This window comes from Cupriavidus sp. FW305-27, from assembly GCF_058787995.1.
In genome coordinates, this window is record NZ_JBYTAG010000055.1 from 23,182 (window position 1) to 48,982 (window position 25,801).

The window sequence follows — 25,801 nt, forward strand, 5'->3', positions numbered from 1 at the left end:
AAGGAACCGTCATGCTTGCAGAGAACAACATCGTCATCATCGGTGGTGGATTCGCCGGCACCACGCTGGCCCAGGCGCTGGAGAAGCTGCTGCCGACGACTCACCGGCTGATCCTCGTCAGCGACGAAAGCTACACCACCTTCAACCCGATGCTGGCCGAGGTGGTGGGTGCCTCGGTCTTCCCTGAACACGTGATCGTGCCGATCCGCCAGATGCTCAGGCGCACCCAGTTCATCATGGGCACCGTGCAGGACGTCAACTACGCCCAGGGCAAGCTGTCCTGCACGACCCTGGCGGGCCTGCGCGAGATTCCCTTCGACCACCTGGTGTTTGCCTTCGGCACTCGAGCGAATCTCGACCTGGTGCCAGGCATGGCCGAGCACGCCCTGCCCCTGAAGCTTGTGGGTGACGCCCTGTTTATCCGCAACCGCGTGTTGCGCCAGCTGGCCCGCATGGAACTGGAGTCGGACCCGGTCCTGCGCCGCCGGCTGGGCCATTTCATCGTGGTGGGCGGGGGCTTTTCGGGCGTGGAGGTTGCCGGGGAACTCGCCGATTATCTTTGCAGCATCCGGCGCTTCTACCCGCGCGTGCAGCGCGAAGAGCTGGCGGTGACGCTGCTCCATGACACCGGGCAACTGCTTTCCGAGTTGCCCGCCTCGCTTGGCATGGCCGCGGCACGCCATATGGCCGCGCGCGGCATCCGGCTCAGGCTCGGTACCCGGGCCCTCCGCTTCGAAGCCGACACGGTGGTGCTGGCTGACGGCGAAATGATCGAAGGTGCAACGGTGGTCTGCACCGTCGGCACCAGGCCGAATCCGCTGGTCGCCACCCTGGAGCGCAATCTCGCACTAGCCACCCGGCGCGGACGCATCGAGACCAACCCGGATATGTCGGTGCGCGGCATGCCCGGACTGTGGGCCATCGGCGATTGCGCACGGGTGGCCAACGCCGCCACCGACGAGGATTCGCTGCCAACCGCGCAGTTCGCCGTGGCTCAGGCGCGCCAGCTTGCCCATAACCTCGCCGGCCACCTGGAACAGCGTGAAAGCAAACCGTTTTCGTACCAGAGCAAGGGCGCGATGGCCAGCATCGGGCATATGAAGGGCGTTGCCCAGGTGTATGGCTTCAGCTTCTCGGGCTTGCCGGCCTGGCTGGCCTGGCGTGCGCTGTACCTGATGCGCATGCCGACGCTCGGGCGCAAGCTGCGCCTCTGGGCGGAATGGACGTTGTCCATGTTCTTCCCGACTGACATCACCCACCTGCGCTTTACACGCACCAGCGAGGCAGACGAATCGCCACCCGATGGGCTGCCACCCCACCGCCCACAAGCGCCGGGTGCATCGGCAACCCGCATTGCAACGCATGACTTTTCCGGGATACCGCGGACGCCCTACGCCACCCCCGCCGCCCCCACGCTAACAGGAGATCAACATGCTTGAAGGAAAATCAGCCATCGTTACCGGCTCCAGCAGCGGTATCGGGCTTGGCATTGCGCGCGCCTTTGCCGCCCATGGCGCCGATGTACTGCTGAACGGCTTCGGCGATGCCGAGCAAATTGAAGCCACGCGTGCAGGGCTGGAGGGCGAGTATGGCGTGCGCGTGCGCTATTCGCCGGCGGATATGAGCCAACCTTGCCAGGTTCGCGAAATGGCCGAATTTGCTGCATCCGAGTTCGGCAAGGTTGACGTCATCGTGAATAACGCGGGCATCCAGCATGTTGCCCCGACCGAAGAGATGCCGGACGACAAGTGGGACGCCATCGTTGCCATCAACCTGTCCTCTGCGTTCCACCTGATCAAGGCCGTCCTGCCCGGCATGAAGGCCAGGCGCTGGGGCCGCATCATCAATATCGCCTCCGCCCATGGCCTGGTGGCTTCGCCGTTCAAGGCGCCCTATGTCGCCGCCAAGCACGGGCTGATCGGCCTGTCCAAGGCTGTGGCGCTGGAGGCGGCCGAGTTTGGCATTACCAGCAATACGATCTGCCCCGGCTATGTCAAGACGCCGCTGGTGGAACAGCAGATCGCCGACCAGGCGCGCGCGCACCGGATCTCGCCCGCCGACGTCGTGCGCGATGTCCTGCTGGTGCACCAGGCGCGCAAGGAGTTCGTGCGGATTGACGAACTTGCTGTCCTGGCCCTGTTCTTGGCCTCGGACAATTCAGCCTCGATGACCGCCACTGCGCTCGCAATGGATGGTGGCTGGACCCAGCACTGAGGGCGAGCCATGTCGACCAATCCTGGAACGCGAGATGCCGGAGAAACCGGCCAAGCCGTGAAGCCGATCACGCTGGCGCTGCAAGGCGGGGGTGCCCATGGTGCCTTTGCCTGGGGCGTGCTGGACCGCCTGCTCGAAGACGGCCGGCTTGCAATCGAGGGCGTCAGCGCCACCAGCGCCGGCGCGATGAATGCCGCGGTGCTCGCGTACGGCCTGCTCCAGGGCGGGCCGCCACGCGCCCGCACCGCCCTGCACGACTTCTGGCGCGACGTTGCCAACGCCGCGCGCGCCAGCAACCCGTTCCGCAAGCTGCCATGGGAGACCTTGCTGCACAACGGCTACGGGCTCGATTACTCGCCGATGTACCTGCTGACGGACATGATGCTGCGTGTGCTGTCGCCCTACCAGTTCAACCCGCTCAACTTCAACCCGCTGCGCGACGTGCTGGCCCGCCATGTCGACTTTGACGCGCTTAACCAGCACTGCCCGATCCACCTTTACCTGTGTGCGACCAATGTCGAGACCGGCAAGGTACGCGTGTTCTCGCGCGACGACATCAGCCTGAAGGCTGTGCTGGCTTCTGCCTGCCTGCCGTTCCTGTTCCAGGCGGTGGAAATTGGCGGCGAACACTACTGGGACGGCGGCTATGTCGGCAACCCCGCCATTTTCCCGTTGATCTACAACTGTGGCGCGCGGGATGTGGTGATCGTCCATATCAATCCTATCGTGCGCAAGGGTGTGCCGAAGACCGCCGCGGAGATCCTCAATCGCATCAACGAGGTCAGCTTCAACTCCTCGTTGATCCGCGAACTGCGCGCCATCAGCTTCGTCACCAGGCTCATCCAGGATGGCAAGGTCAACCGCGGGGAAATGAAGGAGATGCTGATCCACTCGATCCGCTCGGACCAGACCATGATGGCGCTCGGCGTCTCCAGCAAGCTCAATGCCGACTGGGACTTCCTTTGCTATCTGCGCGATCAGGGCCGGGACGAGGCCGGGCGCTGGTTGCAGCAGAACTACAGCGCAATCGGTGAACGGTGCAGCGTCGACTTGCACCAGGAATTTCTCTGATCCACCACGTAGCGCCACCGAAGCGGTCGGCGCGGATTCCTCAACCCACGGAGTTTAGGACCATGACTACCACCAAGCAAGCCGTACCCGTCTGGCATCGCGTGATGCGCGGCGCGATCGTCACCGTCACCCTGTCCCTCGTCTCAGTGATGGCCTACGCCGGCCAGTGCCCCGCCGACAAGCGCGTCGCGGATGGCCAGGGGCAGCGGCCTGGCGCGACAGAACCCAAGGGCGTCGCCGATACAGTGCGCGCCTCGACCGACCTTTCGAAGGAGCCGGCAGCCGTAGCGGGACGCCTGCTGCGGCTGCGCCAGCTCGACGTGCAGCCCGGTGGCATCGTGCCATGGCACAGCCACAACAACCGCCCGGCAATCATCTATATCGTCTCCGGCGAGATCGTGGAGTATGCGAGCAACTGCGCGGTTCCGATCGTACACCGCGCCGGCGACGTGACCGCGGAGAGGAACGGGACTTCCCACTGGTGGAAGAATGAAGGCGGCAGCCCCGCAGTCTTGCTGTCGTCCGATCTCTTCCCGGTCGAAATGAAGATGGACCCGCATACTATGTGAACAGTTGCGGGGACGGCTACCTGCGCATGCCCGAGGATGATGCGCCCATGAAACTCATGCTGCTGAGTCTGTCCTTTGCGGGCGCCCTGCTTTGCGCCGCCGTGATGGGATTCGCCATCCAGCGCGGCGCAACCTGTGCGGTCGCCGCGGTCAGCGAGATCACGTCATCGCGCAGTTGCTCGCACCTCCGTGCCATGGCAGAAGCGTCGCTGTACGTGTGTGGCGGACTGCTGATCGCGCAGCGGTTGCATCTGCTTCCGGCCATGCCGTCCGGCTATCCGGTCGATGGCCTGACCGTCCTGGGAGGCGCCCTGCTCGGGCTGGGCGCCTTCATCAATGGCGCATGCGTATTCGGCGCCATCGCCCGGCTGGGCAGCGGGCAATGGGCGTATGCTGCCACACCCCTCGGATACTACGCAGGCTGCGTGGGGCTGCTTGCGCTGTGGCCGCAAGCCGAGCGCCCGGCGCTCTCAGCCACCTCGCCGGTATGGGGTGCTGCGCCGCTGCTGACAGTGCTTTTCCTTCTGTTCGTCGGATGGCGGCTGCTCCGTCTGTGGCAGCGGGCGCGACGCCATGGCGCTCCTGCACCCTTGGAGCAAACGTGGCATGCACGCGTTGCCGCCCGGATCTGGTCACCGCACCATGCCACCACGGTGATCGGTGTCACCTTCTTGCTGCTCCTGTTGCTGGCAGGCGCGTGGTCATACACCGAGGTGCTGGCCGAACTGGCACGTGGCAGCGCTGCCATGCTGCCGGCACGGGCATTGCTGTCGCTGGGGCTGCTCGCTGGTGCCATCCTCGGCGGGATGAGCGCTGGCCGCCGCGAAGGTCCCGCGACTTCCAGTGCGCAGTGTCTCCGGTGCTTCACAGGCGGTGCCATCATGGGCTGGGGCGGCATGCTGATTCCGGGCGGCAACGATGGACTGCTGCTGGTCGGCATGCCCCTGCTGTGGCCGTATGCATGGGTCGCATTCGGCACGATGTGCGTCACCATCGCGCTCGCGCAATGGCTTCAGCGTCGGCTTGGCCAGACCGCTACGACTCCGGGCGCCCCGCAATCCTAGGCAAGACTAGCAGGACCAGTCGTGTTGCACTGCTGACAGTCTGAAGGAGTAAGCATGAGCCACCGTATCGGGAACGCGCTGGTGATCGCGACCGCGCTCGCTGCCGTCGGGCTTGCGATCAAGCAGAACACGCATCTGCTGGCCAGTTCCCCGGCACACTTTGCCCTGGACCGTGAACGGTGCTTCGGCGTAGCCAGGGCAGGCAGGAACGACTGCGGCACCGCGCTGCACGCTTGCGCGGGCCGCGCCCGCCACGACGCCGCCGGCGATGAATGGCTGATGCTGCCCGCCGGCACCTGCGCCCGGATCGCGGGTGGCAGCCTCAGGTCTGCCGCACCCTGAGCGGTGGCTGCGGGACCGCGCGATGAAAGAGGAAGGACAGACACTGACGGCACCGCACCGGCAGAAGTCGGAACGTATTGCGGCAAGCATGGCACGGAAAATCGCTGCGGGGCTAGCAGCGAAGCTCGCCGCGTTGGGCCAGGGCATGCAGTTGCCGCCACGAGTACGGCGGGAGCTGGAGCGTGAACAGTATCTGAGCGAGTTGCTGGTGACCTCACTGCAACTGCTGGTGCTGCTCCTGTTCGCGGTCCTTTATCTCGGAACGCCCCCGGGCTTTTCACCCGACGCGCCCGTACGCGCGGTACCGCTCGGCATCTCGCTGTTCGCGGTGCTGGCGTTGGTCCGGCTCTACCTTGCCATGACCCGGCAACTGGCCAACTGGATGGTGGGACTGAGCGTGGTGGCCGAAATGGCAGTCCTGATCTTCGTCATCTGGGCCTACCACCTGCAGTACGAGCAGCCAGCCCAGATGTACCTGAAAACCACCGAATTCGCCTATATCTTCGGCTTAATCGCCTTGCGTGCCCTGCGCTTCGAACCGCTCTGGGTGGCGCTGTCGGGCCTCACAGCGACCTTGGGCTGGCTGCTGTTGCTGCACTACGCGCTGACACACGCGAGCGGCAACCCTGTCACCTGGGACTATGTCACCGCATTGCGCTCGACCCAGATCCACTACGGAGCGGAGTTCGACAAGCTGCTTTCCATCCTGATCGTCAGCGCCACGCTGGCATTGGCCCTGGCCAGGGCGCGCGGCTTTGTGGTCAAGGCCGTCAAGGGCCAACTGGCGGTCGCGGACCTGTCGCTATTCTTTGACGATTCCGTGGCCCATCGCATCACCGACTCCGAAGCAAGCGTCATGGTCGGCCACGCCGAGCTGCGCGAGGCGTCGGTCGTGTTCCTCGACATGCGCGGCTTCACTCAGGCGTCTGCCATGCTGCAGCCCTCCGCACTGATCCAATTACTGGGCGAATACCAAAGCCTGGTTGTGCCGATTGTCAAAGCGCATGGCGGCAGCATAGACAAATTCATGGGCGACGGCATCCTTGCCAGCTTTGGCGCCGTCACTGCCGACGATTGCCATGCGGCAAATGCCTTGCGTGCCATCGATGCCATCCTGGAAGCGGTTGACCAATGGCGGGTTCGGCGGCAGTCCAGCGGTCAGCCTGCACCTGACGTTGGCGCCGGGATGGCAAGCGGGCCGGTGCTGTTCGGCATACTCGGGCATGGCAGCCGCCTTGAGTACACGGTGATTGGTGACACGGTCAATCTTGCGGCCAAGCTTGAGAAGCAGAACAAGATCCAGGGGACGCGAGGCCTCACCACGCGAGCCAGCTATCAGCGGGCTCGCGTGCAGGGCTATCTTGGCGAGAAGCACGTCCTTCCCCAGCAGTCTGTAGGCGGCGTAAGCGGCACGATGCAGCTGGTGGCCCTGGCACTTTCATCGGATGCCTAATTGATTTGTAGTGTCCTGCTGTATGTCAGCGCTGGCAACTCTTGCCGCGTGGCATTCACTTTCATGAACTCTCGGTGATCCCCCGTTGGCAGCCAGTGGCGATCACCATTTATCTCGACGAAGGGCTCTGTAGCTGTAAGGGAGCAAGGACGAGAAGACCCCAGAGGGCACAACTGACTTATGCTGCCAGTGAATAGAATTGCTCTGCAGCGGACGGATTGCGCTCTTCGTGGGCCTGCATCTGGCCCTTGGCAATCATGTGCATGAGCTCGATACCGCCCAGCAGGATGCGCGCGCAGCGAAAGTCCTTTCCCAGCATTGGTCGAGTCAAGCGTTTGATGGCTCGATGGTCCTGCTCGACAATGTTATTCAGGTACTTGACCTGCCGGATGGTGACGGGAGTTTCTCGTTCGGCGTTAACGTCATGCAGGGCCGCTAGGTTAGATGCGCTGCCGTCGATGGTCACCGTGTCAGGCTGGCCGTGCTGCGCGATGGCTTTCTCGAAAAACCGCCGTGCTGCGGCCTTGTCAGGCTGGGCGCGCAGCAGGAAGTCGATGGTATTGCCCCCCTTGTCGACCGCCCGGTACAGATACTTCCACTTGCCGCGTACCAGGATATAGGTTTCGTCCATGCGCCAGCTTTTCCCCACCGGGCGCTTGGAGCGGCGAAAGATTTTGTTTAGCGCCGGCAGCAGCATCTTCAGCGCCCAGCGGTGCACGGTCGATTGGTCAACCGAGATGCCACGCTCGGCCATCATCTCCTCGAGATGACGCAGGCTCAGCGGATAGGCGACATACCAGCGCATGCAGGTCAGCATCACCTCCAGCGGATAGTGCAGGCGCTTCAATACCTTCGCAATCTCCGCGTTTATCATCGCTGCCCACATTGCCTGAGTTCGATACCGGCTCATTCTATCGGAGGCATATTGCGACAAAGCCCGTAGGACTGTTCGAAGCCCCGCGCCGCCGGGCTCTGCTCTTCCTTCTGGCCTAGGTGGCACTTGCCGGTCATGTAGGTGTAATAACCGGCATCGCGCAACAGCTCCGGGAACGCCACCAAGTTCTGGTTCAGGTAGCCTTCGTAGCCCGGCTTGCCGCGCTGCTCGGGTACCATGGTCTCGGCCATGGCGCCGAGGCCGGCGCGGTGGCTGTCCACGCGGGACATTAGCATGGCACGGGTGGGCGAGCAGGTCGGTGCGACGTAGAACTGCGTCATGCGCACGCCCTGACGTGCCAGCGCGTCGAGGTTAGGCGTATGGATTTCCCCGCCAAAGGCCCAGATGTCGGAATACCCGAGGTCATCGGCCAAGATCAGCAGGATATTCGGCCGCTGGTCCGCACCGCGCGGAGCCGAGTCCGCCGCGGACGCCACGCTGAGGATGCTGGTCGCCAGCACACCCGCCAGCAGAATGACTGCACCTTTTACTGTTGTCACCTCCTGATTCCGGAACGTCGTCGGCTCAATGCGCTCCGGCACCGCGAGCATCGCGCCGCTGCAGCAAATCCAGCGCCACATCAACGATCATATCCTCCTGCCCGCCTACCATGCGCTGCTTGCCCAGCTCGATCAGGATGTCGAACGCCGACAGCCCATACCTCTGCGCGGCAACTTCGGTATGGCGCAGGAAGCTCGAATACACGCCCGCATAGCCAAGCGCCAGCGTCTCGCGGTCCACCCGCACCGGGCGTTCCTGCAGTGGACGCACGATGTCCTCCGCCGCATCGATCAGCGTCTTGACGTCGCAGCCGTGGTTCAGTCCCATGCGATCCGCCGTGGCGATGAACACCTCCAGCGGCGCGTTGCCCGCGCCCGCGCCCATGCCGGTCAGGCTGGCGTCGATGCGGTCGCAGCCATGCTCGAGCGCCACGATCGAGTTGGCCACGCCGAGCGACAGGTTGTGGTGGGCGTGCATGCCCGTCTGCGTCTCGGGCTTCAGCACATCCCTGAATGCCTTGAAGCGGTCGGCAACGTCGTACATGTTCAGCGCGCCGCCGGAGTCCACCACGTACACGCATTGCGCCCCATAGCTCTCCATGCGCATTGCCTGTTCGGCCAAGTGCCGTGGCGTGGTCATGTGACTCATCATCAGGAAGCCGACGGTGTCCATGCCCAGGTGACGCGCGTACTCAATGTGCTGCTTCGAGATGTCGGCTTCGGTGCAGTGCGTGGCCACCCGCACGATGCGGGCGCCAGCTTCGTAGGCCTGCTTCAGGTCATGGATGGTGCCGATGCCTGGGAGCAGCAGCGTGGCCACTTTCGCGTGCTTCAGCACATCAGCCACCGCCGCGATCCATTTGAGGTCGGTGTGGGCGCCGAAGCCATAGTTGAAGCTTGAACCCTGCAGGCCGTCGCCGTGGGCGACTTCGATGCTGTCGACGCCGGCGACATCCAGCGCACGCGCAATGCGCACGGCCTGTTCCAGCGAGTACTGATGGCGGATGGCGTGCATGCCGTCGCGCAGCGTGACGTCGGAGACGTAGATCTTCTTGGTCTTGTCGAACATGGGAATTCCTCCGGGGATCACAGGCCGAGCTTCGCGGCGGCCAGCCGGTCCGCGGCCGCCAGCGCCGCGCTGGTCATGATGTCGAGATTGCCGGCATAGGCCGGGAGGTAGTGCGCCGCGCCTTCGACCTCCAGGAAGATCGACACCTTCAGGCCGGCCTGCCGACCGATGCCCGGCAGGTTCAGCGCCCGCTCCACCTCATAGCGCTCGAACTGTACGGCCTGCTTCAGGCGGTAGCCCGGCACGTACTCGGCTACGCTGGCCGCCATGTCGCGCACCGAGTCACGGATCGCGTCCTGGTCGGCGTCGAGCTCGGCCAGGCAGTAGACCGTGTCGCGCATGATGAGCGGCGGCTCGGCCGGGTTCAGCACGATGATGGCCTTGCCGTGGCGCGCTCCGCCGACTTCGACGATGGCCCGGGAAGTCGTCTCGGTGAACTCGTCGATGTTGGCGCGCGTGCCGGGACCGGCCGACTTGCTGGCAATGGACGCAACAATCTCCGCGTAATGGACCGGGGCGACGCGGGAGACAGCGCGCACCATCGGGATGGTCGCCTGCCCGCCGCAGGTGACCATGTTGATGTTCGGGGCATCCAGATGCGCGTCAAGGTTGACGACTGGGATGACATAGGGACCGATGGCCGCTGGTGTCAGGTCGATCACGCGCACGCCGCGCTCCTGCAGCAGCGCGTTGTTGCGCGCATGCGCGCCAGCGGAAGTGGCGTCGAAGGCGATGCCGATGTCTCAGCTGGCTCGGAAGTGAAGGGACTACTCTCCGAATTCTATGGGTCAGGTTCGTCGCCCGGTAGTTAGCGCCCGGCAGGCGCTAGCGATCGCTTAGCGTGCAAAGTTTTCCGTTTTCTGAAGCGACCCCATGACCTGCGTATCGCTGGCCTGTCGTGCCGTTCATCAAGCTGGTTCGACGGGGTGCCGCTCGTGCACGTCGGCAAGCACCGCCTTGAAGACGATCTCAATAAGCTGCTCCGGAAAGGCCAGCCTCGATACGCCGATCAGATTGCTGGCGCACTGAGGCCGCGCCATGGCGTAGGCTTCTTTGCGCACCTTGCCCGCTACTGCAAACGCCTCATCGACATCGAGGACATAGAGCGTCTCTTCCACCACGTGGTCGAGCGTGGCTCCGAACTGTGCGAGGATCGTTGCAGCGTTTGCATAGGTCACCCGCATCTGCTCCGCCATCATCGAGAAGTCGGCTGGCTTGCCGGTTCCATCGAGCGCAGCAGGCGCGATCATGACGCCCTTGTCGTCGTGGCTGAGCTGGCCGGACACATAGATCATGTTTCCGATCTTGATTGCCTGTGCATAGCCGTAGTCGTCTTCCGCCGGCACACCGTGATAGGCAGCCTCTTTGCCATTCAACGCCGTCGTGTTGGTCATATCTGATCTCCTGTTGAATAAGCCGGCCCGGATGTCCGGGCCATTTGTTCACCTCATGACTTCTGAGCGTTGGGCCATGAGCCCTGGACAGATGCCAGAAGGAGAGAAAGCGATGCAGCCAGCAGAACGAGATCCTTAAGAAGGAACTGGCCAGGCATAGCTGAAATGGCCGGAAATCCACCAGCCGTCGCTTCTGCTACGCCGGGGGTAGTCAAGAAAAACGTGAGCGTGATCAGATAGGTCGCAGCCGACATCGCCGCTCCCAATGCGGAGAAAATGGGCTGGAAGGCTCCGAGAATCAGAGCCGCTGCGGTCGACAGCTCAAGTACACCTATAACGTAACTTGTCCCTTGAACTCCGAATAGGGCGTGCAACCAGCTCATGATGGGGCTGTTGGCGATGAACGGAGCGATGCCGTTGGCTTCGTAAGCGGTGAATTTCATTCCACCGAACCAAAGAAAGATGACGACCAGCGCCCATCTGAGTAGGGCCTGAAGAGAGAGCGATCCAACGCTCTTTTCAGCGATTTGTAGACGAAACTGATTTGCACGAGTGGTCATTGGGGTTTCCCATTCAAGTTGTTCATCGGGTGGTTAGGAGCCTCCACTGTAGGCCCACCAGATATCGATCTCGAGACTACCTTTGCTCAATAAAATGCCCACAAGGATCAAAATAACGAGGCAATCCATCCCAAAAACGGCGGCACAGCGCAGCACGCCGCAAATCGTCTCGTCGAGATCGAGGTTCAGGTACTTGCAGATATAGGCAAGCGCTTCGTGGATTGTCTGCCCGAACGAAACGCAACGACAACGACATTCCAGTTCGCCACGGCTCTGGGATAGTCGCTACTGGGCGTGCATGTCGGACCGCGCGTCATTGCTAAAGCCAGACGCGAACGAGCTCCGCTCGAAGGAATGGCCTGCCTTGCGCCGGCGCGTCTAGCGCCACATCGAAGCTGCACACGGAAAGCGAAGCGCATTACTCGGCTTCGCGCGCCAGGCGGCGCCATTGCCCCGGCGTCATCCCCATCTTGTCGGTGAACACACGCCGGAATGCCGATACGGATCGATACCCGACTAAGTCGGCCACGGCCTCAGTGGTCATCGCCGGCTTCTTCAGCTCGTTGGCGGCCAGGTTCATCCGGATATCGGTCAGCAGTTCGTTGGCCGAGCGCCCCAGATTGGCCTGAAAGTGCCGCATGAAGGTGGCGCGTGACATGCTGCACAAGTCGGCCAGATCAGACAGGTTCCAGGGTCGCGCCGGATCGGCGAACATGGCTGAAATGGCCGGGGCCAGTCGTGGATGGCCGGCAAGCGCCAACAAGCCTGCCGGGGCCTGTTCGGATTCGCTCGCCGCGCGCAGTACCAGTGTGAACAGCGCGAAGCTAAGCGCGTTGAGCATGGCGTATCCGCCCGGTTTGTCGCCGGTGGACTCCATGCGCATCAGACCCACGAGACTGGCCAGGTGGTTCGAAGCGGACACGATGCCCTCTTCACCACGGCGGTCCATGGCCTGTACCACGAGAGTCGTGGGTAGATAATCGCGAATCAGCCGATCATGGGGCGGCCCGATGAAAAATCGCCCGCACAACATGTCCAGATGCTCGCCCTGGCCATCATTCTCGCTGAGCGTCCATCCTGCAGAACCTTGACGATTGTAGGTAAGACCCGGCGCATGTCCGCTGCCATCGTGCAGCACGTGCGCCGACCCGTGAGGCAACAGCACGATATCTCCACCAACTAGCTCCCTGACCTTCCCCGTCTCCGGATCCTCAATAATGGCCCGGCCCTTGAGCACGACGTGGTAGGGAATCTCGTGCGCTGCGGACTGATCCCAGGCCACACGCCATGGCGCACCGTAGACGCAGCGGACCTCCAGCCGGCCAGTGATGTTGATCATTTGCAGGAGATGGCTCAGCCAGTCGACTTGGGACATAGGACCTCGGGAACTTGAAACGCTCAAGCGTCTTATTGCGGTTGCACACCGGTTGTACGCACCACATGGCCCCAGTGCAAGAGCTGATCGGACACGTTGCGCACCGGGCGGGCTGCTCGATTGCAACCATCTATCGCGACCTAGCCCGGATCACGAACGATAGCGATGCGCCGAACGAGACCTGAGGACAGTACCCGCTCAGCGGGTTAGGCTAATAGCTTTCGGTACTGGATGAAACCGGAGCGATCAGCGATGCGGTCGTAAAGCTGCATGCCGTTATGGTTGGATTCGTGTGTCAGCCAGTGCACACGGGACGCCCCGCGACGTTTCGCTTCCGCATAGACATGCTCGATCAGCGAGCGACCGATGCCGCCGCCACGCGCATTGTCAGCAACAAACAGGTCTTGAAGATAGCAGTAGTCGCCCGTCGTCCAGGCAGATCGATGGTAGATTGAATGCACCAGCCCCAATGGTTGTTCGCCCACCATGGCAAGCGCTGCATGCATCGGTTCGCCTGGGTCCAAGAAGCGCCTCCAGGTATTGAGCGTCACGGACTCGGGGATATCCACTTCGTAAAATCGCTGATAGCCTTTCCACAGCGGAAGCCACATATCAAAATCGTAGTTATCAACGGCTTTGATCTCGACTGATTGCATAGAATATTCCAGAAATAAAAGATGTGCATTCATGCACTGGCCGTCATCTCTGGCGGGCAGTAGTCGCTGCGTGAATGTTGCGCCCGTCTTTGGCCCGTGCATATTGGTAACTACCGTTCGCTGCAACGTCTACGCAGCTCGTGGGGCCGCAGAGACCTTCCCTCGCCGGGCTTCTGGCTAGGCCGCCGTCACTTCCAGCCCGCGCTGCACCGCCGGACGCGCGAGGCCGCGATCGAGCCACATCTGCACATGAAGAAAGCGGTCGAAGCCAACAATCTCGCGCGCTTCGTAAAAGCCGATCAGGTTACGCACCCAACCAAGCAGCGAAATGTCGGCGATGCTATAGTCAGCGCCCATCACCCAGTCGCGGCCCGCGAGCCGTTCGTCGAGGACACCGAGCAGCCGCGCGGATTCGTTTGCGTAGCGGTCGCGCGGGCGCTTGTCCTCATAGGCTTTGCCGGCGAATTTGTTGAAGAAGCCAACCTGGCCGAACATCGGTCCGACACCGCCCATCTGCCACATCAGCCACTGGATCGTTTCGTAGCGCGTGCCGGGATCGGTGGAGAGGAACTGCCCCGTCTTGTCGGCGAGATAGATCAGGATCGCTCCCGATTCGAACAAGGCCAGCGGCCGTCCGCTCGGACCGTGAGGATCGTAGATCGCAGGAATCTTGCCATTGGGGTTGAGCGCGAGGAAGGCCGAATCGTGGTTCTCATTCGCCATGATGTCGATGCGGTGCGCCTCATAGGCGAGGCCTGTCTCCTCCAGCATGATGCCGACCTTCACTCCGTTGGGCGTCGGTAAGGAAAAGAGCTGGAGCCGATCGGGGTACTGCACCGGCCAGCGCGTGAAAATTGGATGATTGAGTGTCACTTTCTTCCTCCTAGACTCGTCGGTACATACGAAGAGCCTGGACACGTTTCCAAGATTCTTTCTTGGGTGCGTCCAGGCTCTGGCGTTACGCTCGCATCAGATGACACCTTCCAGGACCCTCGGAGAGGGTCGATGCGGCCGGATAAAGTTCAGATCGAGCCAGCCGGCGTGACGGCAGGAAAGTCCTTCTCGGGGTCGAACACGTTGTTGAAAAAATTCGTCAGGGAGTACATGGCCACCAGCGCGACGATCTCCATGACGTTCGCATCCGTGTAGCCGGCATCGCGGACGGCTTTCAGATCGGCATCGCTGACGTTGCCCCGGGCCTCGATGACTTTGCGCGCAAACTGGAGGGCGGCGTCGCGCTTCGGGTCGCTGGCGTGACCCTTCCGAGCGAGAATGATTTCCTCGGCCGACAGCTTGGCCATATGCTCGGCCGTAAAGCTGTGAACTGTCAGGCAGTAGTTGCAGCCATTCACTTCGGAGACAGCGAGGCCGATGCCGTCACGCGTCTTCACGTCGAGCGCCTTGCTCAAGGAGCCGAGCAGAGTGGCCCATGCGTTGAACGCAATCGGGCTCTGCGCGAAGCTCGCCATCATGTTTGGGGTGAACCCAATGTTCTTGGTGAACGCATCGAGAGTCGGTTTCGAATCGGCCGGTACCTGCTCCGGCTTTAGAGCTACAGTTCTTGCCATCATAATCTCCGTGAGTTACACGTTTTGCTAATTGGGGAAAGTCCATGTGGGAACCATTCCTCGGCTTACTTCGTACCCAAGTCTTGGGTCGAAGCTGGTCATGCCTTCAAGTAGGAGGTACCTTGCGGCCGCCTCTCACTTGAAGGTCGCTTAGTCGTTCGGCGCGATCACTGCCGCCGGGACGCACCTATACCAAATCCAACACATCGTCCACCGGACGGCGCGGCTTCTGCGCCCAGTTTCCCGGGCGCTCTGCCCCGATGGACAACAGCATGACTGGCACTTCGTTTGCAGCCAGTCCGAACTCGCGGTGCACCGCTTCGGCATCGAAACCGATCATCGGCGTCGAACCCAGGCCCAGCGAGCGGGCCGCATAGATCATCGCCGCCGCGCCGAAGGTGCCAGTGCGTACGGCCTCGTCGCGCTGGCGCTGCGGGTAGTGCATGTACAGATCGCGTGCGGGGATTTCCCATTCAGCCACCATCGTTTCCGGCATAACGCCTGCTTCAACCAACGGAGCCAGGCGCTCCGGTATTACGCTGGAATCGGCCAATTGGCCGCAGACGATGAAGGTAACGGCGGCATCGGTGATCGCAGGTTGATTCCAGGCGATCGGACTCAGCCGAGCCTTGGCTTCACGTGTGCGCACGGCGATGAAGCGCCAGTTCTGCAAGTGGAAGGATGTCGGCGCGGCGGTGCCGATTCGCACCAGCTCGCGGATTTGGTCGTCATTCAAGATGGCGGCAGGGTCGTAATACTTGGCGGCGCTGCGGCTCAAGATACATTCGATGACAGCATTGGTTTTGGTAGTTTCGTTGGGCATAGCGGTGGCGCCGGTGGCGGACTCGATGGCGGGAATAGCGATACGGCTCATGGTGCGACCCTTTCATCAGGTGGTTAGGAGCCTCCACTTTAGGCGTACCCGATACCGATTTCGAGACTACCTTTGCTCAATAAAATGCCCAAAAGGATCAAAACAACGAGGCGCCCCATCATCCACTTTCGGCGCGGCAATGAAGAGCGACGTTTGCGGTACGGTTCCCGAATGGGGTCATGCAGCAGCGGTACTCGCACATGACGTACCAGGCCGGCACCCCGCGGTGATTGGCACCGCCGAAGCCCGGTACGCCACCGATTTCCTCGACGACCTGGAGTCTTTCACCGTGCCCGAGCTGGGCATCCAATGGTGACGAGGACCAGAGTGCGCCGGTGGAAGTCACTGGGCGTGAGTCGGCACGCTAAGGTTACGAGCCGGGGGCAATTGGACATCGTCAGCACAGTCAACGGCTGGTACATCGGGAACATTCTGTTTGGCGGCGTAATTGGCTTGCTGGCCGTTGACCCGGCTACAGGTGCTATGTATTCGTTCCCGGATTCCGTCAACGCGACGTTGAATGTTTCGGAGAAGACGGTCGCTGGTTCAGCGCAATCCTTGACCATCGTCTCGACGGAAAGCATGACGCCCGAAGCCATGAAGAATGCCCGCTAGGTCGTTGCGCCGAAGTAAATCGCTTCGCGCTGTTGTCCGGTAATGCCGGCACAAGGTGGCGGCGTTTTTTTGGAAATAGGGAGCATCACCGGTGGGGCCTGCTGCACGGGGACATAAGTGCAGAAGCGCTCCGCCCGAATGCGCAGAGGCAGACTCGGATCGAAGGGCTGTTCGGGGTCGGCAAGAGCCACTGACAACCGGGTTGAATCCTTGCAACGAGAAGTGCGCAAAACGGCGCCTGCATTGCAGTCCAGCTATTTCCGGTTCCTCACAGCAACACTTGGTGGTGCCCGGGAATTCGTCAGGACTTGTCAGGGGACTCCGTCGCCGCTCGCGGGTCTGAGAACGGCAATTTTACGACCTGGTCCTGACGCGAAATGTGTGAGGTCCCCCTACTTTGGAAACAACCGGTTCTTAGGCGTAATAATAACTGCGCGTTATCGTGCCCTATCGCAACGTCCCGACTCGCCGGCCTCATGTTCTTTCTGACCCCCGTGCCAAGGCAACGGTTACTGACAGGAATGGCGGATGCGCAACGGCAGTAGCCGGCTGTGGATTCAACCGGTCTCCGATCGCCGATGACAGAATGGCCGATGAGCGGTCGTCCGATGCAACAGAGAGCGATAGCCGCAATCAATCCAAAGCAGTCGGCTGCAAGCCGTAGTGTGACAATCACGGTTGGTGGTGAAAGTTTGTCACTACAGGATGAAGCCGCACGCGCTGCCACGTTGCTGCCAGCCGGCAAGGATCGCCCGGGTGCTGAAGTTGCGATCGGCGATCCACAACTCGCCAGGCTGGGCCGATTCGAGATCGTTGCGCTGTATCCAAGTAAGCGGCCAGTTGCCCCATCTTGAATCGATTGAAGCGATGAAGCATCGTCCCCACGAAGGAGGATCGTGGATACGATGGATCAAGTGTCGACAGTTGAGCGGCCGCACCGGCGGGAGTACAGCGCCGAATTCAAGGCCATGGTTCTGGAGCAGGTTCGCCAGCCAGGTGCTTCGATGGCGGGGGTCGCGCTCAGCCACGCGCTGAACCCGAACATGGTGCACCGATGGATGCGCGAGGACCGTCAGCGGCAGATGCTGACGGCGCTGAGCGAGGGCCACGCGTTTGTTCCGCTACAGATGAACGCTCTGTCCCCTGTCACGGGGGAGGTGCTACCGTGTAAGACGCCGGCGGCGGCAACGCCCGAGACCATCCGCATGGAGATACAGCGCGCAGGCGGCACGCTGGTTGTGCACTGGCCTCTGTCAGCGGCCCAGCAGTTTGCCCAACTGCTTCGGGACTGGTTGCGATGATCCGCATTGACGCGCCATGGTTGGCGGTCGAGCCCATCGACATGCGTGCCGGAAGCGAGCGGTTGCTGGCCCGCGTGGTGCAGGTCTTCGGCGCAGCCCAGGCTCATAGGCGTCGGTACGACGAGCTGCTACGGAACCAGCGCGGCAGCACGGTCGCGCCAGAGGCGCTGCGTCGCATTGCGCAGATCTACCGCCTTGAGCGCGAGCTCGCCTCCCTCAGCAGCGAACAACGTCTGGTCAGAAGGTACAGCGACGCCAAGCCGTTGTGGGAGGAACTGCATGCCTGGCTGCAGCTGGAGCGGTCACGTGTACCCGATGGTGGCATCACGGCCAAGGCGCTCGACTACAGCCTCAAGAAGTGGGCGGCGCTGACGCACCACCTCCTCGATGGGGAGGTCAGCGTGGACAACAACAGCCTGGCAAAAAAAGGTTCAACGAGGAATTCCGGGGAACGCCGCCTTGATCTTTAGGAAGAAGTATTCCTCGTCACGGTAGCCGTAGGCTCGGCGCTTGATGACTTTGATGGTGTTGTTGATGCCCTCAACGACGCTTGTGTTCAGCGGGTGCCGGCATCGAGCGATGATGCCGTGCCAATAGGTCTGCAAGCGCTGCGCGAACAACTGCAGGGCTGGAATCCGGCTCTGCCTTGCCTGGGCGCACCAATGCTCCCAAGCCTTCTGGGCCCATGCGGGACGGCGGTAGAACCACAGCCGCTTGAGTTCGTCCTTCAGGATGTAGACGGTCAGCAACGGTTGATTGGCCTGCAGCACGTCATTCAAATGCACGGCTTGAGTGTCGCTCAGGTTTTCCTTGTTGCGCAGCAGCAGCCAGCGCGTGGATTTGAGTACCCGTCTGGCTGGACGGTCGTGCCGCAGGCGATTGGCTTGGTCCACACGGACCCGGTCGATCACCTCGCGCCCATACTTGGCTACCACGTGGAAGAGGTCGAAGACCACCTCAGCCTGCGGGCGATGCTCCCGGATCTCCAGTTCATAGGCAGTTGTCATGTCGATGGCAACGGCTTCGATGCGCTTGGCTACTCCCGCCGGGAGCTGCTCAAAGAAGGCCCGTGCTGTCTCGCGCGAGCGGCCCTGACCGATCCAGAGCACTTGCCGCCCGATCGGATCGACGACGACCGTGGCATAGCGATGGCCCTTGTGCAGCGCGAATTCGTCCATGGCCAGGTACGCAGTAGCTGACCGCAAGCCTGAGCTAGACGGGCCGTGACACGCTGGTAGCGGCCAAGCCATTCCAAGCGTTCCAGGCGCGGGCCACCGCATTGGTCGCACCACACCCGGCGCCGGGGAACGTGCAGCACGACCCGGTACTCGAACAGCGGAAGATCCCGCACGCGCCGCACCACCGTCTCATGGACCTGCCGGCACTTCGACCCGCATTCCTCGCAGTACATGACTTTGCTGACCGGCTTGAGGTACAGCGCTAGCGTCGGCTTTCCCCTTCAGGCCACACCACCCGTTCCAGCTTGTAGCCATCCCAGCAGCCCAACGCCTGTAGCGTTTTCCGATCCAGCATCCCGTTCCCTAATCGCCGTCTTAACGGCCATTAGGATACGGAATGTGGCAATTCAGTCCCCGGAATTCTTCGAAGAACCAAAAATGAGGCGAGCACTGCCTTCGTGGCGCCCGTTTTGTATCGCAATGTGTCAGCCGTTAGCGCGAACACATGCGCTTACGAAAACCCCGCCTGGCCGATACATCGCTAACACGTCACGCTGCTCAAATGGCGTTACCGGATGCCGGTAATCGCCCTGTCACGCATCAGCTCACTTACGCATGCTCCCGGGCATGAAAGGACTTCCAAATGAAAACGACTCGATTCATGGCGACGGCGTTGCTGGTCGTCGGTAGCAGCATCGCGATGCAAGCGGCCCAGGCGCAGGCCGTGGGTATCCATCGCACGGACCTGCTGAAGCAGGACATCAGCGTGCCCGGACGCGAGGCCGTCCAGGTGCGAGTCGACTTCGATTCGGGCGCGTTTGCCCCGAAGCACTCTCATCCGGGCGAAGAAGTCGCCTTTGTTCTCGAAGGCACGCTGGAGTACCAGCTCGGGGACCAGCCGCCGGTCACGCTCAAGGCCGGCGACAGCTTGTTCATCCCTTCGGGAACGGCTCACTCGGCAAGGAATGTCGGCACCGGCAAGGCGGCGGAACTCGCTACCTATATTGTCAAGAAAGGGGCTCCGCTGGCCGTACCGAGCAAGTGAGCGCGACCTGAATGCACCGCGATATTGAAAACCAGAGCTCAAGAAGTGCGACCATGAGTGCATCGGAATCTCCCAACGCTACCGTCCTGTCCCGCCGGGCCTTGTTGCTGAGCGGCGTGGCGGCGGCCGCCCTTGCGGCATTTCGTCCGGTAACGGCTGCTACCCGGTCCGATGCGGCGCAGGCCGCCGGGGCACAGGCCGCTGCCGCAGATGCCATCCGCCCGTTCCGCGTCAATGTTCCGCAAGCCGCGCTTACCGACCTGCGCCGCCGCCTGGCCGCGACGCGGTGGCCCGACGCCGAGACGGTCAGTGATCGCTCCCATGGCGTGCAGCTCACGAAGCTCCAGCCGCTTGTGCGCTACTGGCAGACGGGCTACGACTGGCGCAAGGCCGAGGCGAAGCTAAATGCCTTGCCGCAGTTCCTGACCAATATCGACGGCTTGGATATTCATTTCATCCACGTGCGCTCCCGTCATCCCAACGCATTGCCGCTGATCATGACCCACGGCTGGCCGGGTTCGGTGTTCGAGTTGCTGAAGGTGATCGGTCCGCTGACCGATCCGACGGCGCACGGCGGCACTGCCGACGATGCCTTCCACCTGGTGCTGCCTTCCCTGCCTGGCTTCGGCTTTTCGGAGAAGCCCAAGGGCACCGGCTGGAATCCGGACCGGATCGGCCGCGCCTGGGGCGTCCTGATGAAGCGCCTGGGATATTCGCGCTACGTCTCGCAAGGCGGCGACTGGGGCGCCATCATTTCCGATGCCATGGGCCGCCAGGCGCCTGCGGGCCTGCTCGGTATCCACGTCAACCGGATCGAGCGCGCGACCACGCTCCCGCCGGAAATTGCCAGGGCGCTCAAGAGCGGCGATCCTGCCCCGGAGGGCCTGACTGCCGAAGATCAGGCGGTATTCGACCAAGCGCGGGAGTTCCTCAACAAAGGCTTCGGCTACGCCGCCATCATGGGGACGCGCCCGCAAACACTGGGCTACAGCCTCTCTGACTCGCCCGTGGGACTGGCGGCGTGGATCTATGACAAGATCGCCGACTGGGTCTACACCCGAGGCGACCCGGAGCGCGCGCTGACCCGCGACGAACTGCTCGACAACATCACGCTCTACTGGCTGACCAACACCGGGCCGTCGAGCGGGCGCATCTACGCGGAGAGTAATCCTGGCGCGGCCAGCGGGACCGGCATCTCGATCCCCGCTGCCGTAACAATCTTCCCCGGCGAGGTCTACAGGCCGCCGAAGCACTGGGCAGCACGGACCTATCGCAACCTGGTCTACTACAACCGCGTAGACAAGGGCGGCCACTTCGCGGCCTGGGAAGAGCCGGGGCTGTTCAGCGCCGAGGTGCGCGCCGCGTTCCGGTCCCTGCGCTGAGCGCGGCGCTCACCCCAGCACGGCGCGCGCGATCACGGTGCGCTGGATCTCGGACGAGCCCTCGTAGATGCGCAGCATGCGGGCATCGCGCACCAGCCGCTCGGCCACGTCCAGGCGGCTGTTGTCGAGCACCTTCATTGCCGTGCGGAAGCCGCTGCCTTCCGGTCCCAGCCGGTTGGCGGCCAGCACGAAGGCGCTGATGCCCGCGTGCCGGCGGCCGGATCCGTCTTGGCGTAGACCACGATGAAGTCCGCCGCGTCCGCGTTGGAGATGAAGTGCTTGACGCCGCGCAGGCGATAACCGTCGCCCTCCGGCGTGGCGCGCGTGGCCATGTCGGCGGGGTTGGAGCCGGCGCGCGGCTCGGTCAGCGCGAAGGCGCCCAGCTTCGTGCCCGACGCCGCTTCCGGCAGGTAGTGCTCGCGCAGCCCGTCGTCGCCGCCGATCAGGATGGAATCGGTGGCCAGGTAGTGCGCGCCGATCATCGACGAGGTCGAGGCGCAGGCCCTGGCGACCTCGGCCAGCGACAGGATCAGGCGACCGGCGAGGTTTCGGTCCCGCCCCAACGCTCAGGCAGGTTCATGCCCATCAGGCCGAGTTCGGCGAGCTGGGGAACGTAGCGGGTGGTGGAGGTTTCGTCGCGATCCACTTCGGCCGCCTTCGGCGCCAGTTCGCTCTGTGCGAAACGGCTGATCGCGTCCGCGATTTCCAGATCGCCCGGCTCGACACCCAAGCGCCTATGCATGTTGCTTCTCCGTGTTGAAAATATGCGTTTGCAATGTTTCGGCGGCCATCGCCGCGGCACCCAGCGCGCCGCTGGCCCACAATTGCCCGGCCTGCGCAGAGGCGATACCCAGTTCGCCCAGGATGGCCTCGGTGTGCTGCCTCAACGCCGGCGCAGGCGTCACGCGGTTGGCGCCATAGCCTGAGAACTTCACCGGCTGCGATGGCAGCCGCACGGTGCCACCGTCCGGCTCGCGCACTTCGGTCAGCAGGCCGCGATGGGCGGCATGCTCGCTTTCTAGTGCCTCCTTCACATTGCGGATGGGCGCAACCGGAATGCCCGCCGCGCCCAGCAGCCCGTTCACCTCGGCCTGCAGGCCTGGCGGCGCCGTACCCTGCAGGGGCGCCCGGATTGCGTTGCGGTGACACGATTCTGTGCGGCATATTTCTTAATGCGCACCTCGCTGCGGCTGTTGCGCTACTTCGTCGCGACCGCGGAATCGTTCAGCACCACGGCGGCGGTGCGGCAGTTGAACGTCTCCCAGCCCTCCATCTCCGTCGCCATCCGCGAACTGGAGACGCTGTTCGAGGAAGCGCTGTTTCCGCGCGACGCGGGCGCGAAGATGACCCTGACCCACTTCGGCGTGCGCAAGCTCGCCGAAGCGCGCCACATCCTCGGCGCGGCCATGGCGTTCGAAGTCGACAAGAGCGGCGATGCCACCGCCGGCGAGGTCCGGATCGGCGTCTTCCGCACGCTGGCGCCGACCTACCTGCCGCTGGTGCTGCGCATCGCGCGCGAGCGCTATCCCTGGCTTTTCGGTGCGCTTCGTCGAGGGCGACCTGGCCCAGCTTGAAGACTGGCTGCACGGCGGGCAGATCAAGCTGGCGCTAACCTACGACGTCGGCCTGCCCAATGAAATCGACCGCGAGGTCATGGCGGAACTCAGGCCCTACGGGCTGGTGCCTGCCGGTTCACGACTGGCGCGGCGCAAGGGTGGGATATCGTTGCACGAACTGGCGCGGGAGCCGCTGATCCTGATCGATCTGCCGCACAGCCGTGAATTCCTGATGGCGCCGTTCTGGCAATTTGGACTGCAGCCAGAGGTGCGCTACCGCGTGACGTCGCTGGAGCTGGCGCGGAGCATGGTGGCGAATGGGCTGGGAGTGGCGCTGCTGATTACGCAGGCGCCAGCGTCAGGCCAGGGCGCAAGCGTGGCGGAGCGGCCGATTCTGGAGGAGACGGTGCGGCAGCCGCTGGTGATCGCGCGGGCGAGTGCCACGACCCGGACGCGGGCTTCGGAGTCGCTGGCGGAATGCGTGCGGGACGCGGTCGGTGAGGCGATGGCGGCGCGGGCAAGGCCCGTTCAACGCAAGCGTGCGGATGGCGGGGAACGGTGATGGCCCGAGGGTCGGAAGCCGCTAGCCGGTACAGCTGGCTGAAGTCGTTTGGCGACGAAGCCTAAGAGACCATTTCGCTAAAGACCCCAGGGGGCTGTTAGCCTTGGCCATCTGAACAACCGGAACCGAGGGGATGAGCGCGCCGATCATTGACGACAAGCTGTGGGCACTGATCGAGCCTTTGCTGCCGCCGTCGAAACCGCGACGCGAGAAATATCCAGGCGGTGCCCGGTTTCGAGTCGGGCGGCGCTGAATGGCATCCTGTTCGTGTTCAAGACCGGAATACGCTGGTGCGACCTGTCGACCAAGTTGGGATTTGGCTCTGGTTCGACCTGCTGGCGGCGCTTGCGCGACTGGCAGAAGGCCGGCGTGTGGGACCGACTGCACAAGCTGGGCTCGCGAAGTTACACGAGACCGGCCAACTCGATTTCTCACGAGCAGCCGTCGATTCATTGTTGGTGCGAGCCGTTGGGGCGGGCGAAAAACTGGCCCAAACCCCACGGATCGCTCGCGACCCGGTTCCAAGCATCACATCCTCGTCGATGCGAATGGCGTCCCCATCAGTGCAATCCTGACCGGCGCGAACCGCAACGACGTCAGCCAATTGCTGCCGCTCGTCATGCCATTCCGCCGATTCGCGGCGTACGTGGCCGACCGCTTCAGAAGCCCAAAGTCATCTACGCCGACTGCGGCTACGACTCCGAACCGCATCGTCAGCGGCTGCGTGAGCGCGGCGTCAAACCAGTAATCGCCAAGCGCCGCACAGAACATGGCAGTGGACTGGGCAAATTCCGCTGGGTTGTCGAACGTACTCCTGCGTGACTTCACAACTTCCGTCGTCTTCGCATTCGCTTCGAACGTCGAGCTGACATTCATGAGGACCCTCCTCAAACTCGGCTGCTCTCTCGTCTGCTGGAACATCTTCAGGCGCGCTGAGCCGTCTTTTTGAAACGGTCTCTTAATGTTCGCGCCGGACATACCGGCCCCGGTAAGGAACACAACGGCGGCAACCACTGTTGGTCCGCCATGGCAACAATCGCCTGGCACGAGGGCGTCCTGACACTATCCGCCAGTGCCTTCGGCCCGTATCGAGGGTGGGGTCCGGGCCGCCCGCCGGCCGCCCGGACCCGGATCAGGTGCCTGGGTCAGACCAGGTTGATCTCGACGTCGAGGTTGCCGCGCGTGACCTTGGAGTAAGGGCAGTTCAGATGCGCGGTGTCCACCAGCGCCCGGGCGGTCTCCGTGTCCACGCCCGGCAGGCTCACGTTGAGCCGGGCGCGCAGGAAGTAGGCGCCCTCACTGTTGGCCAGGTCGACTTCGGCGTCGACCGCCAGATCCGGCGGCAGTGCGATCTTGCTGGCGCGGGCCGCGAAGCCGATCGCACTGATGAAGCAGGCGGACCAACCTGCGGCGAACAGCTGCTCGGGGTTGGTGCCGCTGCCGCTGCTGCCAGGTGACGACAGTCTTACGTCCAGTCGGCCGTCATCGCTGCGGGCGGCGCCGTCGCGTCCGCCGGTGGTGTGCGTCTTGCCGGTATAGAGGGTTTGTCCGGATTGGGTCATGGTTGGCTCCAGAAGACTGATGGAAGTTGCATCCCGCGCGCCCCTGCGGCGGGATCCATGGATTTAAGGCGACTCATGTATCCGGGCTGTGGCGTGCAGAGTGCGGATTTGCATATGTACGTATCCCGCAGGCTTGCCGATACAAAGGGATACAAAAGGCTGCCAGGCAGTGGATTTGCTCCTGGCAGTACCAATTGTTGTTCTTGCCGATGCCTTTATCCGGGGCCAACGGTCGAATAGAGTTAGTCGCGTGGGCACCGGCCATTGCCTGCGGCGCGGGCTGCCGGGGCCGGCGCCATCGGTGCCCTTTCCATTCCCTTCTTCGCCAATTTGCCTCCGTGCCTGATTGGCATGGAAGCTTGCGGCGGAGCCCACCACTGGGCGCGCAAGCTGCAGGCATTTAGTCACACCGTCAAGCTGATGGCGCCACAGTTCGTCAAGCCCTACGTCAAGACCAATAAGAACGACGCGGCCGATGCCGAGGCGATCTGCGAAGCGGTCGCGCGGCCCAACATGCGCTTCGTGCCTCTTAAGAACGTCGAGCAGCAGGCCGTGCTGGCGCTGCATCGGGTGCGCCAGGGCTTCGTCGGTGCACGCACCGCCCAGGCCAACCACCTCCGCGGCCTGCTGGCCGAGTTCGGTCTCGTCGTGCCGCAGGGCCTGACCCACGTTCTCGGCCGTGTGCGCGAACTCATCGAAGACGCCACCAATGAGCTGCCAGGTAGCTTCCGGTTGTTGATTCAGGCTGCCGCCGTGGCGATTGCGCCGCGCGCCGTCTGCCCGTTGATTATCCAATGATCATTAAACGCCACCCCCGAAATGAAGGCGTTGCGCGCCGCGCAACGCTGACTTGCTTGCCGCCGTGATTCAAATTGCCCCCGGCGGCCCCTAATCTTTGGACACCGCAACCTGACACCCAAAGCCATGGAAACCACAGCCTCCCCCACCCAGCATGGC

Annotated in this window: 28 protein-coding genes and 5 pseudogenes; 16 read left to right on the forward strand and 17 right to left on the reverse strand. The window is 62.9% G+C overall.

The genetic code is table 11. The features are described from left to right. Positions 1-11: 11 nt before the first annotated feature. From AC3WRI_RS23865 to AC3WRI_RS23895, 7 genes are all read left to right on the forward strand, one after another. Positions 12-1,439, forward strand: coding sequence for an NAD(P)/FAD-dependent oxidoreductase (locus AC3WRI_RS23865; RefSeq protein ID WP_011615329.1), 1,428 nt, complete (start codon positions 12-14; stop codon positions 1,437-1,439). Beyond that, on the forward strand, positions 1,432-2,214 hold the full coding sequence (locus AC3WRI_RS23870; RefSeq protein ID WP_010812016.1) for a 3-hydroxybutyrate dehydrogenase: 783 nt from the start codon (positions 1,432-1,434) through the stop codon (positions 2,212-2,214). Before AC3WRI_RS23865 ends, AC3WRI_RS23870 begins: the two co-directional genes overlap by 8 nt. A 9-nt stretch (positions 2,215-2,223) precedes the next feature. Then, positions 2,224-3,285 (forward strand): patatin-like phospholipase family protein, encoded by a 1,062-nt coding sequence (locus AC3WRI_RS23875; protein WP_011615327.1) that lies wholly within the window; start codon positions 2,224-2,226, stop codon positions 3,283-3,285. Between the two features lie 62 nt (positions 3,286-3,347). After that, positions 3,348-3,854, forward strand: a complete 507-nt coding sequence (locus AC3WRI_RS23880) for a cupin domain-containing protein (protein WP_010812014.1) — start codon at positions 3,348-3,350, stop codon at positions 3,852-3,854. A gap of 47 nt (positions 3,855-3,901) precedes the next feature. Continuing rightward, entirely contained in the window at positions 3,902-4,918 is a 1,017-nt protein-coding gene (locus AC3WRI_RS23885) for a YeeE/YedE thiosulfate transporter family protein (protein WP_011615325.1), read from the forward strand. A 54-nt stretch (positions 4,919-4,972) separates the two neighbouring features. Beyond that, positions 4,973-5,260 carry a BufA1 family periplasmic bufferin-type metallophore gene (locus AC3WRI_RS23890; protein WP_010812012.1) on the forward strand — a complete coding sequence of 96 codons (288 nt, stop codon included), beginning with the start codon at positions 4,973-4,975 and terminating at the stop codon, positions 5,258-5,260. Positions 5,261-5,282: 22 nt separating this feature from the next. Then, positions 5,283-6,713, forward strand: a complete 1,431-nt coding sequence (locus AC3WRI_RS23895; protein ID WP_011615324.1) for an adenylate/guanylate cyclase domain-containing protein — start codon at positions 5,283-5,285, stop codon at positions 6,711-6,713. Between the two features lie 178 nt (positions 6,714-6,891). On the opposite strand, the gene AC3WRI_RS23900 is transcribed toward AC3WRI_RS23895, so the two are convergent. The 11 genes and pseudogenes from AC3WRI_RS23900 to AC3WRI_RS23950 form a co-directional block, all read right to left on the reverse strand. Further along, positions 6,892-7,587, reverse strand: a complete 696-nt coding sequence (locus AC3WRI_RS23900) for an IS6 family transposase (RefSeq protein ID WP_492294228.1) — start codon at positions 7,585-7,587, stop codon at positions 6,892-6,894. A 32-nt stretch (positions 7,588-7,619) separates the two neighbouring features. Next, positions 7,620-8,228, reverse strand: coding sequence for a sulfatase-like hydrolase/transferase (locus AC3WRI_RS23905; protein WP_492294211.1), 609 nt, complete (start codon positions 8,226-8,228; stop codon positions 7,620-7,622). Further along, a complete protein-coding gene (gene dmpG / locus AC3WRI_RS23910) occupies positions 8,173-9,216 on the reverse strand; it encodes a 4-hydroxy-2-oxovalerate aldolase (protein ID WP_492294213.1) in 1,044 nt (347 codons plus the stop codon). The genes AC3WRI_RS23905 and dmpG overlap by 56 nt, the downstream gene beginning before the upstream one ends. 17 nt (positions 9,217-9,233) lie before the next feature. Next, positions 9,234-9,959, reverse strand: a pseudogene (locus AC3WRI_RS23915) (acetaldehyde dehydrogenase (acetylating)); the annotation flags it as partial. A 165-nt stretch (positions 9,960-10,124) separates the two neighbouring features. Continuing rightward, the gene (locus AC3WRI_RS23920; protein WP_011615322.1) at positions 10,125-10,610 is read right to left on the reverse strand and encodes a Rid family hydrolase; all 486 of its coding nucleotides are present in this window, start codon (positions 10,608-10,610) and stop codon (positions 10,125-10,127) included. 53 nt (positions 10,611-10,663) lie between these two features. After that, entirely contained in the window at positions 10,664-11,170 is a 507-nt protein-coding gene (locus AC3WRI_RS23925; protein WP_011615321.1) for a YkgB family protein, read from the reverse strand. A gap of 418 nt (positions 11,171-11,588) precedes the next feature. Then, positions 11,589-12,545 carry an AraC family transcriptional regulator gene (locus AC3WRI_RS23930; RefSeq protein ID WP_492294214.1) on the reverse strand — a complete coding sequence of 319 codons (957 nt, stop codon included), beginning with the start codon at positions 12,543-12,545 and terminating at the stop codon, positions 11,589-11,591. Between the two features lie 206 nt (positions 12,546-12,751). Next, positions 12,752-13,201, reverse strand: a complete 450-nt coding sequence (locus tag AC3WRI_RS23935) for a GNAT family N-acetyltransferase (RefSeq protein WP_011615319.1) — start codon at positions 13,199-13,201, stop codon at positions 12,752-12,754. A gap of 177 nt (positions 13,202-13,378) precedes the next feature. Next, complete coding sequence (locus AC3WRI_RS23940; RefSeq protein WP_492294216.1) at positions 13,379-14,074, reverse strand: glutathione S-transferase N-terminal domain-containing protein; 696 nt, start codon at positions 14,072-14,074, stop codon at positions 13,379-13,381. Between the two features lie 149 nt (positions 14,075-14,223). After that, the gene (locus AC3WRI_RS23945; RefSeq protein WP_011615317.1) at positions 14,224-14,769 is read right to left on the reverse strand and encodes a carboxymuconolactone decarboxylase family protein; all 546 of its coding nucleotides are present in this window, start codon (positions 14,767-14,769) and stop codon (positions 14,224-14,226) included. 187 nt (positions 14,770-14,956) lie between these two features. Next, positions 14,957-15,592 (reverse strand): nitroreductase family protein, encoded by a 636-nt coding sequence (locus AC3WRI_RS23950; protein WP_041687771.1) that lies wholly within the window; start codon positions 15,590-15,592, stop codon positions 14,957-14,959. Between the two features lie 190 nt (positions 15,593-15,782). On the opposite strand from AC3WRI_RS23950, the gene AC3WRI_RS23955 reads away from it, so the two are divergent. From AC3WRI_RS23955 to AC3WRI_RS23970, 4 genes are all read left to right on the forward strand, one after another. Then, entirely contained in the window at positions 15,783-15,959 is a 177-nt protein-coding gene (locus AC3WRI_RS23955) for a hypothetical protein (protein ID WP_155737081.1), read from the forward strand. Positions 15,960-16,030: 71 nt separating this feature from the next. Further along, a complete protein-coding gene (locus AC3WRI_RS23960) occupies positions 16,031-16,258 on the forward strand; it encodes a hypothetical protein (RefSeq protein ID WP_136227766.1) in 228 nt (75 codons plus the stop codon). A gap of 905 nt (positions 16,259-17,163) precedes the next feature. Continuing rightward, a complete protein-coding gene (tnpA, locus tag AC3WRI_RS23965; RefSeq protein ID WP_492294218.1) occupies positions 17,164-17,559 on the forward strand; it encodes an IS66-like element accessory protein TnpA in 396 nt (131 codons plus the stop codon). After that, positions 17,556-18,029 (forward strand): IS66 family transposase, encoded by a 474-nt coding sequence (locus AC3WRI_RS23970; protein ID WP_492294219.1) that lies wholly within the window; start codon positions 17,556-17,558, stop codon positions 18,027-18,029. The genes tnpA and AC3WRI_RS23970 overlap by 4 nt, the downstream gene beginning before the upstream one ends. Here AC3WRI_RS23970 and AC3WRI_RS23975 read toward each other — a convergent pair. Next, positions 17,991-19,092: pseudogene (locus AC3WRI_RS23975) on the reverse strand (ISL3 family transposase). The gene AC3WRI_RS23970 and the pseudogene AC3WRI_RS23975 sit on opposite strands and share 39 nt — an antisense overlap. A 288-nt stretch (positions 19,093-19,380) precedes the next feature. Between AC3WRI_RS23975 and AC3WRI_RS23980 the strand changes: the two are divergent. Continuing rightward, positions 19,381-19,782, forward strand: coding sequence for a cupin domain-containing protein (locus AC3WRI_RS23980; protein WP_011615314.1), 402 nt, complete (start codon positions 19,381-19,383; stop codon positions 19,780-19,782). 53 nt (positions 19,783-19,835) lie between these two features. Then, complete coding sequence (locus AC3WRI_RS23985) at positions 19,836-21,164, forward strand: epoxide hydrolase family protein (RefSeq protein ID WP_041687356.1); 1,329 nt, start codon at positions 19,836-19,838, stop codon at positions 21,162-21,164. Positions 21,165-21,173: 9 nt separating this feature from the next. Here the strand turns inward: AC3WRI_RS23985 and AC3WRI_RS23990 are convergent, their stop codons facing one another. The 4 genes from AC3WRI_RS23990 to AC3WRI_RS24005 are packed head-to-tail and all read right to left on the reverse strand — an operon-like array spanning position 21,174 to position 22,330. Further along, complete coding sequence (locus tag AC3WRI_RS23990; RefSeq protein ID WP_492294221.1) at positions 21,174-21,296, reverse strand: acyl-CoA dehydrogenase family protein; 123 nt, start codon at positions 21,294-21,296, stop codon at positions 21,174-21,176. Between the two features lie 2 nt (positions 21,297-21,298). Beyond that, the gene (locus tag AC3WRI_RS23995; RefSeq protein WP_492294223.1) at positions 21,299-21,727 is read right to left on the reverse strand and encodes an acyl-CoA dehydrogenase family protein; all 429 of its coding nucleotides are present in this window, start codon (positions 21,725-21,727) and stop codon (positions 21,299-21,301) included. Next, positions 21,694-21,906 (reverse strand): acyl-CoA dehydrogenase family protein, encoded by a 213-nt coding sequence (locus AC3WRI_RS24000; protein WP_492294226.1) that lies wholly within the window; start codon positions 21,904-21,906, stop codon positions 21,694-21,696. The genes AC3WRI_RS23995 and AC3WRI_RS24000 overlap by 34 nt, the downstream gene beginning before the upstream one ends. Continuing rightward, positions 21,899-22,330 carry a CoA transferase gene (locus tag AC3WRI_RS24005; protein ID WP_307163891.1) on the reverse strand — a complete coding sequence of 144 codons (432 nt, stop codon included), beginning with the start codon at positions 22,328-22,330 and terminating at the stop codon, positions 21,899-21,901. Before AC3WRI_RS24005 ends, AC3WRI_RS24000 begins: the two co-directional genes overlap by 8 nt. Positions 22,331-22,336: 6 nt before the next feature. Here AC3WRI_RS24005 and AC3WRI_RS24010 point away from each other — a divergent pair. Together AC3WRI_RS24010 and AC3WRI_RS24015 are read left to right on the forward strand one after the other, a co-directional pair. Further along, positions 22,337-23,282 (forward strand): annotated as a pseudogene (locus AC3WRI_RS24010) (LysR substrate-binding domain-containing protein). Between the two features lie 133 nt (positions 23,283-23,415). Further along, positions 23,416-24,231, forward strand: a pseudogene (locus tag AC3WRI_RS24015) (IS5 family transposase). Between the two features lie 196 nt (positions 24,232-24,427). Here the strand turns inward: AC3WRI_RS24015 and AC3WRI_RS24020 are convergent. Then, entirely contained in the window at positions 24,428-24,844 is a 417-nt protein-coding gene (locus tag AC3WRI_RS24020; RefSeq protein WP_011615312.1) for an organic hydroperoxide resistance protein, read from the reverse strand. A gap of 312 nt (positions 24,845-25,156) precedes the next feature. Between AC3WRI_RS24020 and AC3WRI_RS24025 the strand changes: the two are divergent. Beyond that, positions 25,157-25,585: pseudogene (locus tag AC3WRI_RS24025) on the forward strand (IS110 family RNA-guided transposase); the annotation flags it as partial. Between the last annotated feature and the right edge of the window lie 216 nt (positions 25,586-25,801).

Coding starts and splice junctions, on each gene's coding strand:
- AC3WRI_RS23865 (WP_011615329.1), top strand. CDS start 12: ATGCTTGCAGAGAACAACATCGTCATCATCGGTGGTGGATTCGCCGGC.
- AC3WRI_RS23920 (WP_011615322.1), bottom strand. CDS start 10,610: ATGACCAACACGACGGCGTTGAATGGCAAAGAGGCTGCCTATCACGGT.
- AC3WRI_RS23950 (WP_041687771.1), bottom strand. CDS start 15,592: ATGCCCAACGAAACTACCAAAACCAATGCTGTCATCGAATGTATCTTG.
- AC3WRI_RS23925 (WP_011615321.1), bottom strand. CDS start 11,170: ATGACCACTCGTGCAAATCAGTTTCGTCTACAAATCGCTGAAAAGAGC.
- AC3WRI_RS23955 (WP_155737081.1), top strand. CDS start 15,783: ATGAAGAGCGACGTTTGCGGTACGGTTCCCGAATGGGGTCATGCAGCA.
- AC3WRI_RS23930 (WP_492294214.1), bottom strand. CDS start 12,545: ATGTCCCAAGTCGACTGGCTGAGCCATCTCCTGCAAATGATCAACATC.
- AC3WRI_RS23985 (WP_041687356.1), top strand. CDS start 19,836: ATGAGTGCATCGGAATCTCCCAACGCTACCGTCCTGTCCCGCCGGGCC.
- AC3WRI_RS23945 (WP_011615317.1), bottom strand. CDS start 14,769: ATGGCAAGAACTGTAGCTCTAAAGCCGGAGCAGGTACCGGCCGATTCG.
- AC3WRI_RS24000 (WP_492294226.1), bottom strand. CDS start 21,906: ATGCATAGGCGCTTGGGTGTCGAGCCGGGCGATCTGGAAATCGCGGAC.
- AC3WRI_RS23885 (WP_011615325.1), top strand. CDS start 3,902: ATGAAACTCATGCTGCTGAGTCTGTCCTTTGCGGGCGCCCTGCTTTGC.
- AC3WRI_RS23890 (WP_010812012.1), top strand. CDS start 4,973: ATGAGCCACCGTATCGGGAACGCGCTGGTGATCGCGACCGCGCTCGCT.
- AC3WRI_RS23870 (WP_010812016.1), top strand. CDS start 1,432: ATGCTTGAAGGAAAATCAGCCATCGTTACCGGCTCCAGCAGCGGTATC.
- AC3WRI_RS23900 (WP_492294228.1), bottom strand. CDS start 7,587: ATGATAAACGCGGAGATTGCGAAGGTATTGAAGCGCCTGCACTATCCG.
- dmpG (WP_492294213.1), bottom strand. CDS start 9,216: ATGTTCGACAAGACCAAGAAGATCTACGTCTCCGACGTCACGCTGCGC.
- AC3WRI_RS23935 (WP_011615319.1), bottom strand. CDS start 13,201: ATGCAATCAGTCGAGATCAAAGCCGTTGATAACTACGATTTTGATATG.
- AC3WRI_RS24020 (WP_011615312.1), bottom strand. CDS start 24,844: ATGACCCAATCCGGACAAACCCTCTATACCGGCAAGACGCACACCACC.
- AC3WRI_RS23980 (WP_011615314.1), top strand. CDS start 19,381: ATGAAAACGACTCGATTCATGGCGACGGCGTTGCTGGTCGTCGGTAGC.
- AC3WRI_RS23970 (WP_492294219.1), top strand. CDS start 17,556: ATGATCCGCATTGACGCGCCATGGTTGGCGGTCGAGCCCATCGACATG.
- AC3WRI_RS23895 (WP_011615324.1), top strand. CDS start 5,283: ATGAAAGAGGAAGGACAGACACTGACGGCACCGCACCGGCAGAAGTCG.
- AC3WRI_RS23875 (WP_011615327.1), top strand. CDS start 2,224: ATGTCGACCAATCCTGGAACGCGAGATGCCGGAGAAACCGGCCAAGCC.
- AC3WRI_RS23880 (WP_010812014.1), top strand. CDS start 3,348: ATGACTACCACCAAGCAAGCCGTACCCGTCTGGCATCGCGTGATGCGC.
- tnpA (WP_492294218.1), top strand. CDS start 17,164: ATGGATCAAGTGTCGACAGTTGAGCGGCCGCACCGGCGGGAGTACAGC.
- AC3WRI_RS23905 (WP_492294211.1), bottom strand. CDS start 8,228: ATGTGGCGCTGGATTTGCTGCAGCGGCGCGATGCTCGCGGTGCCGGAG.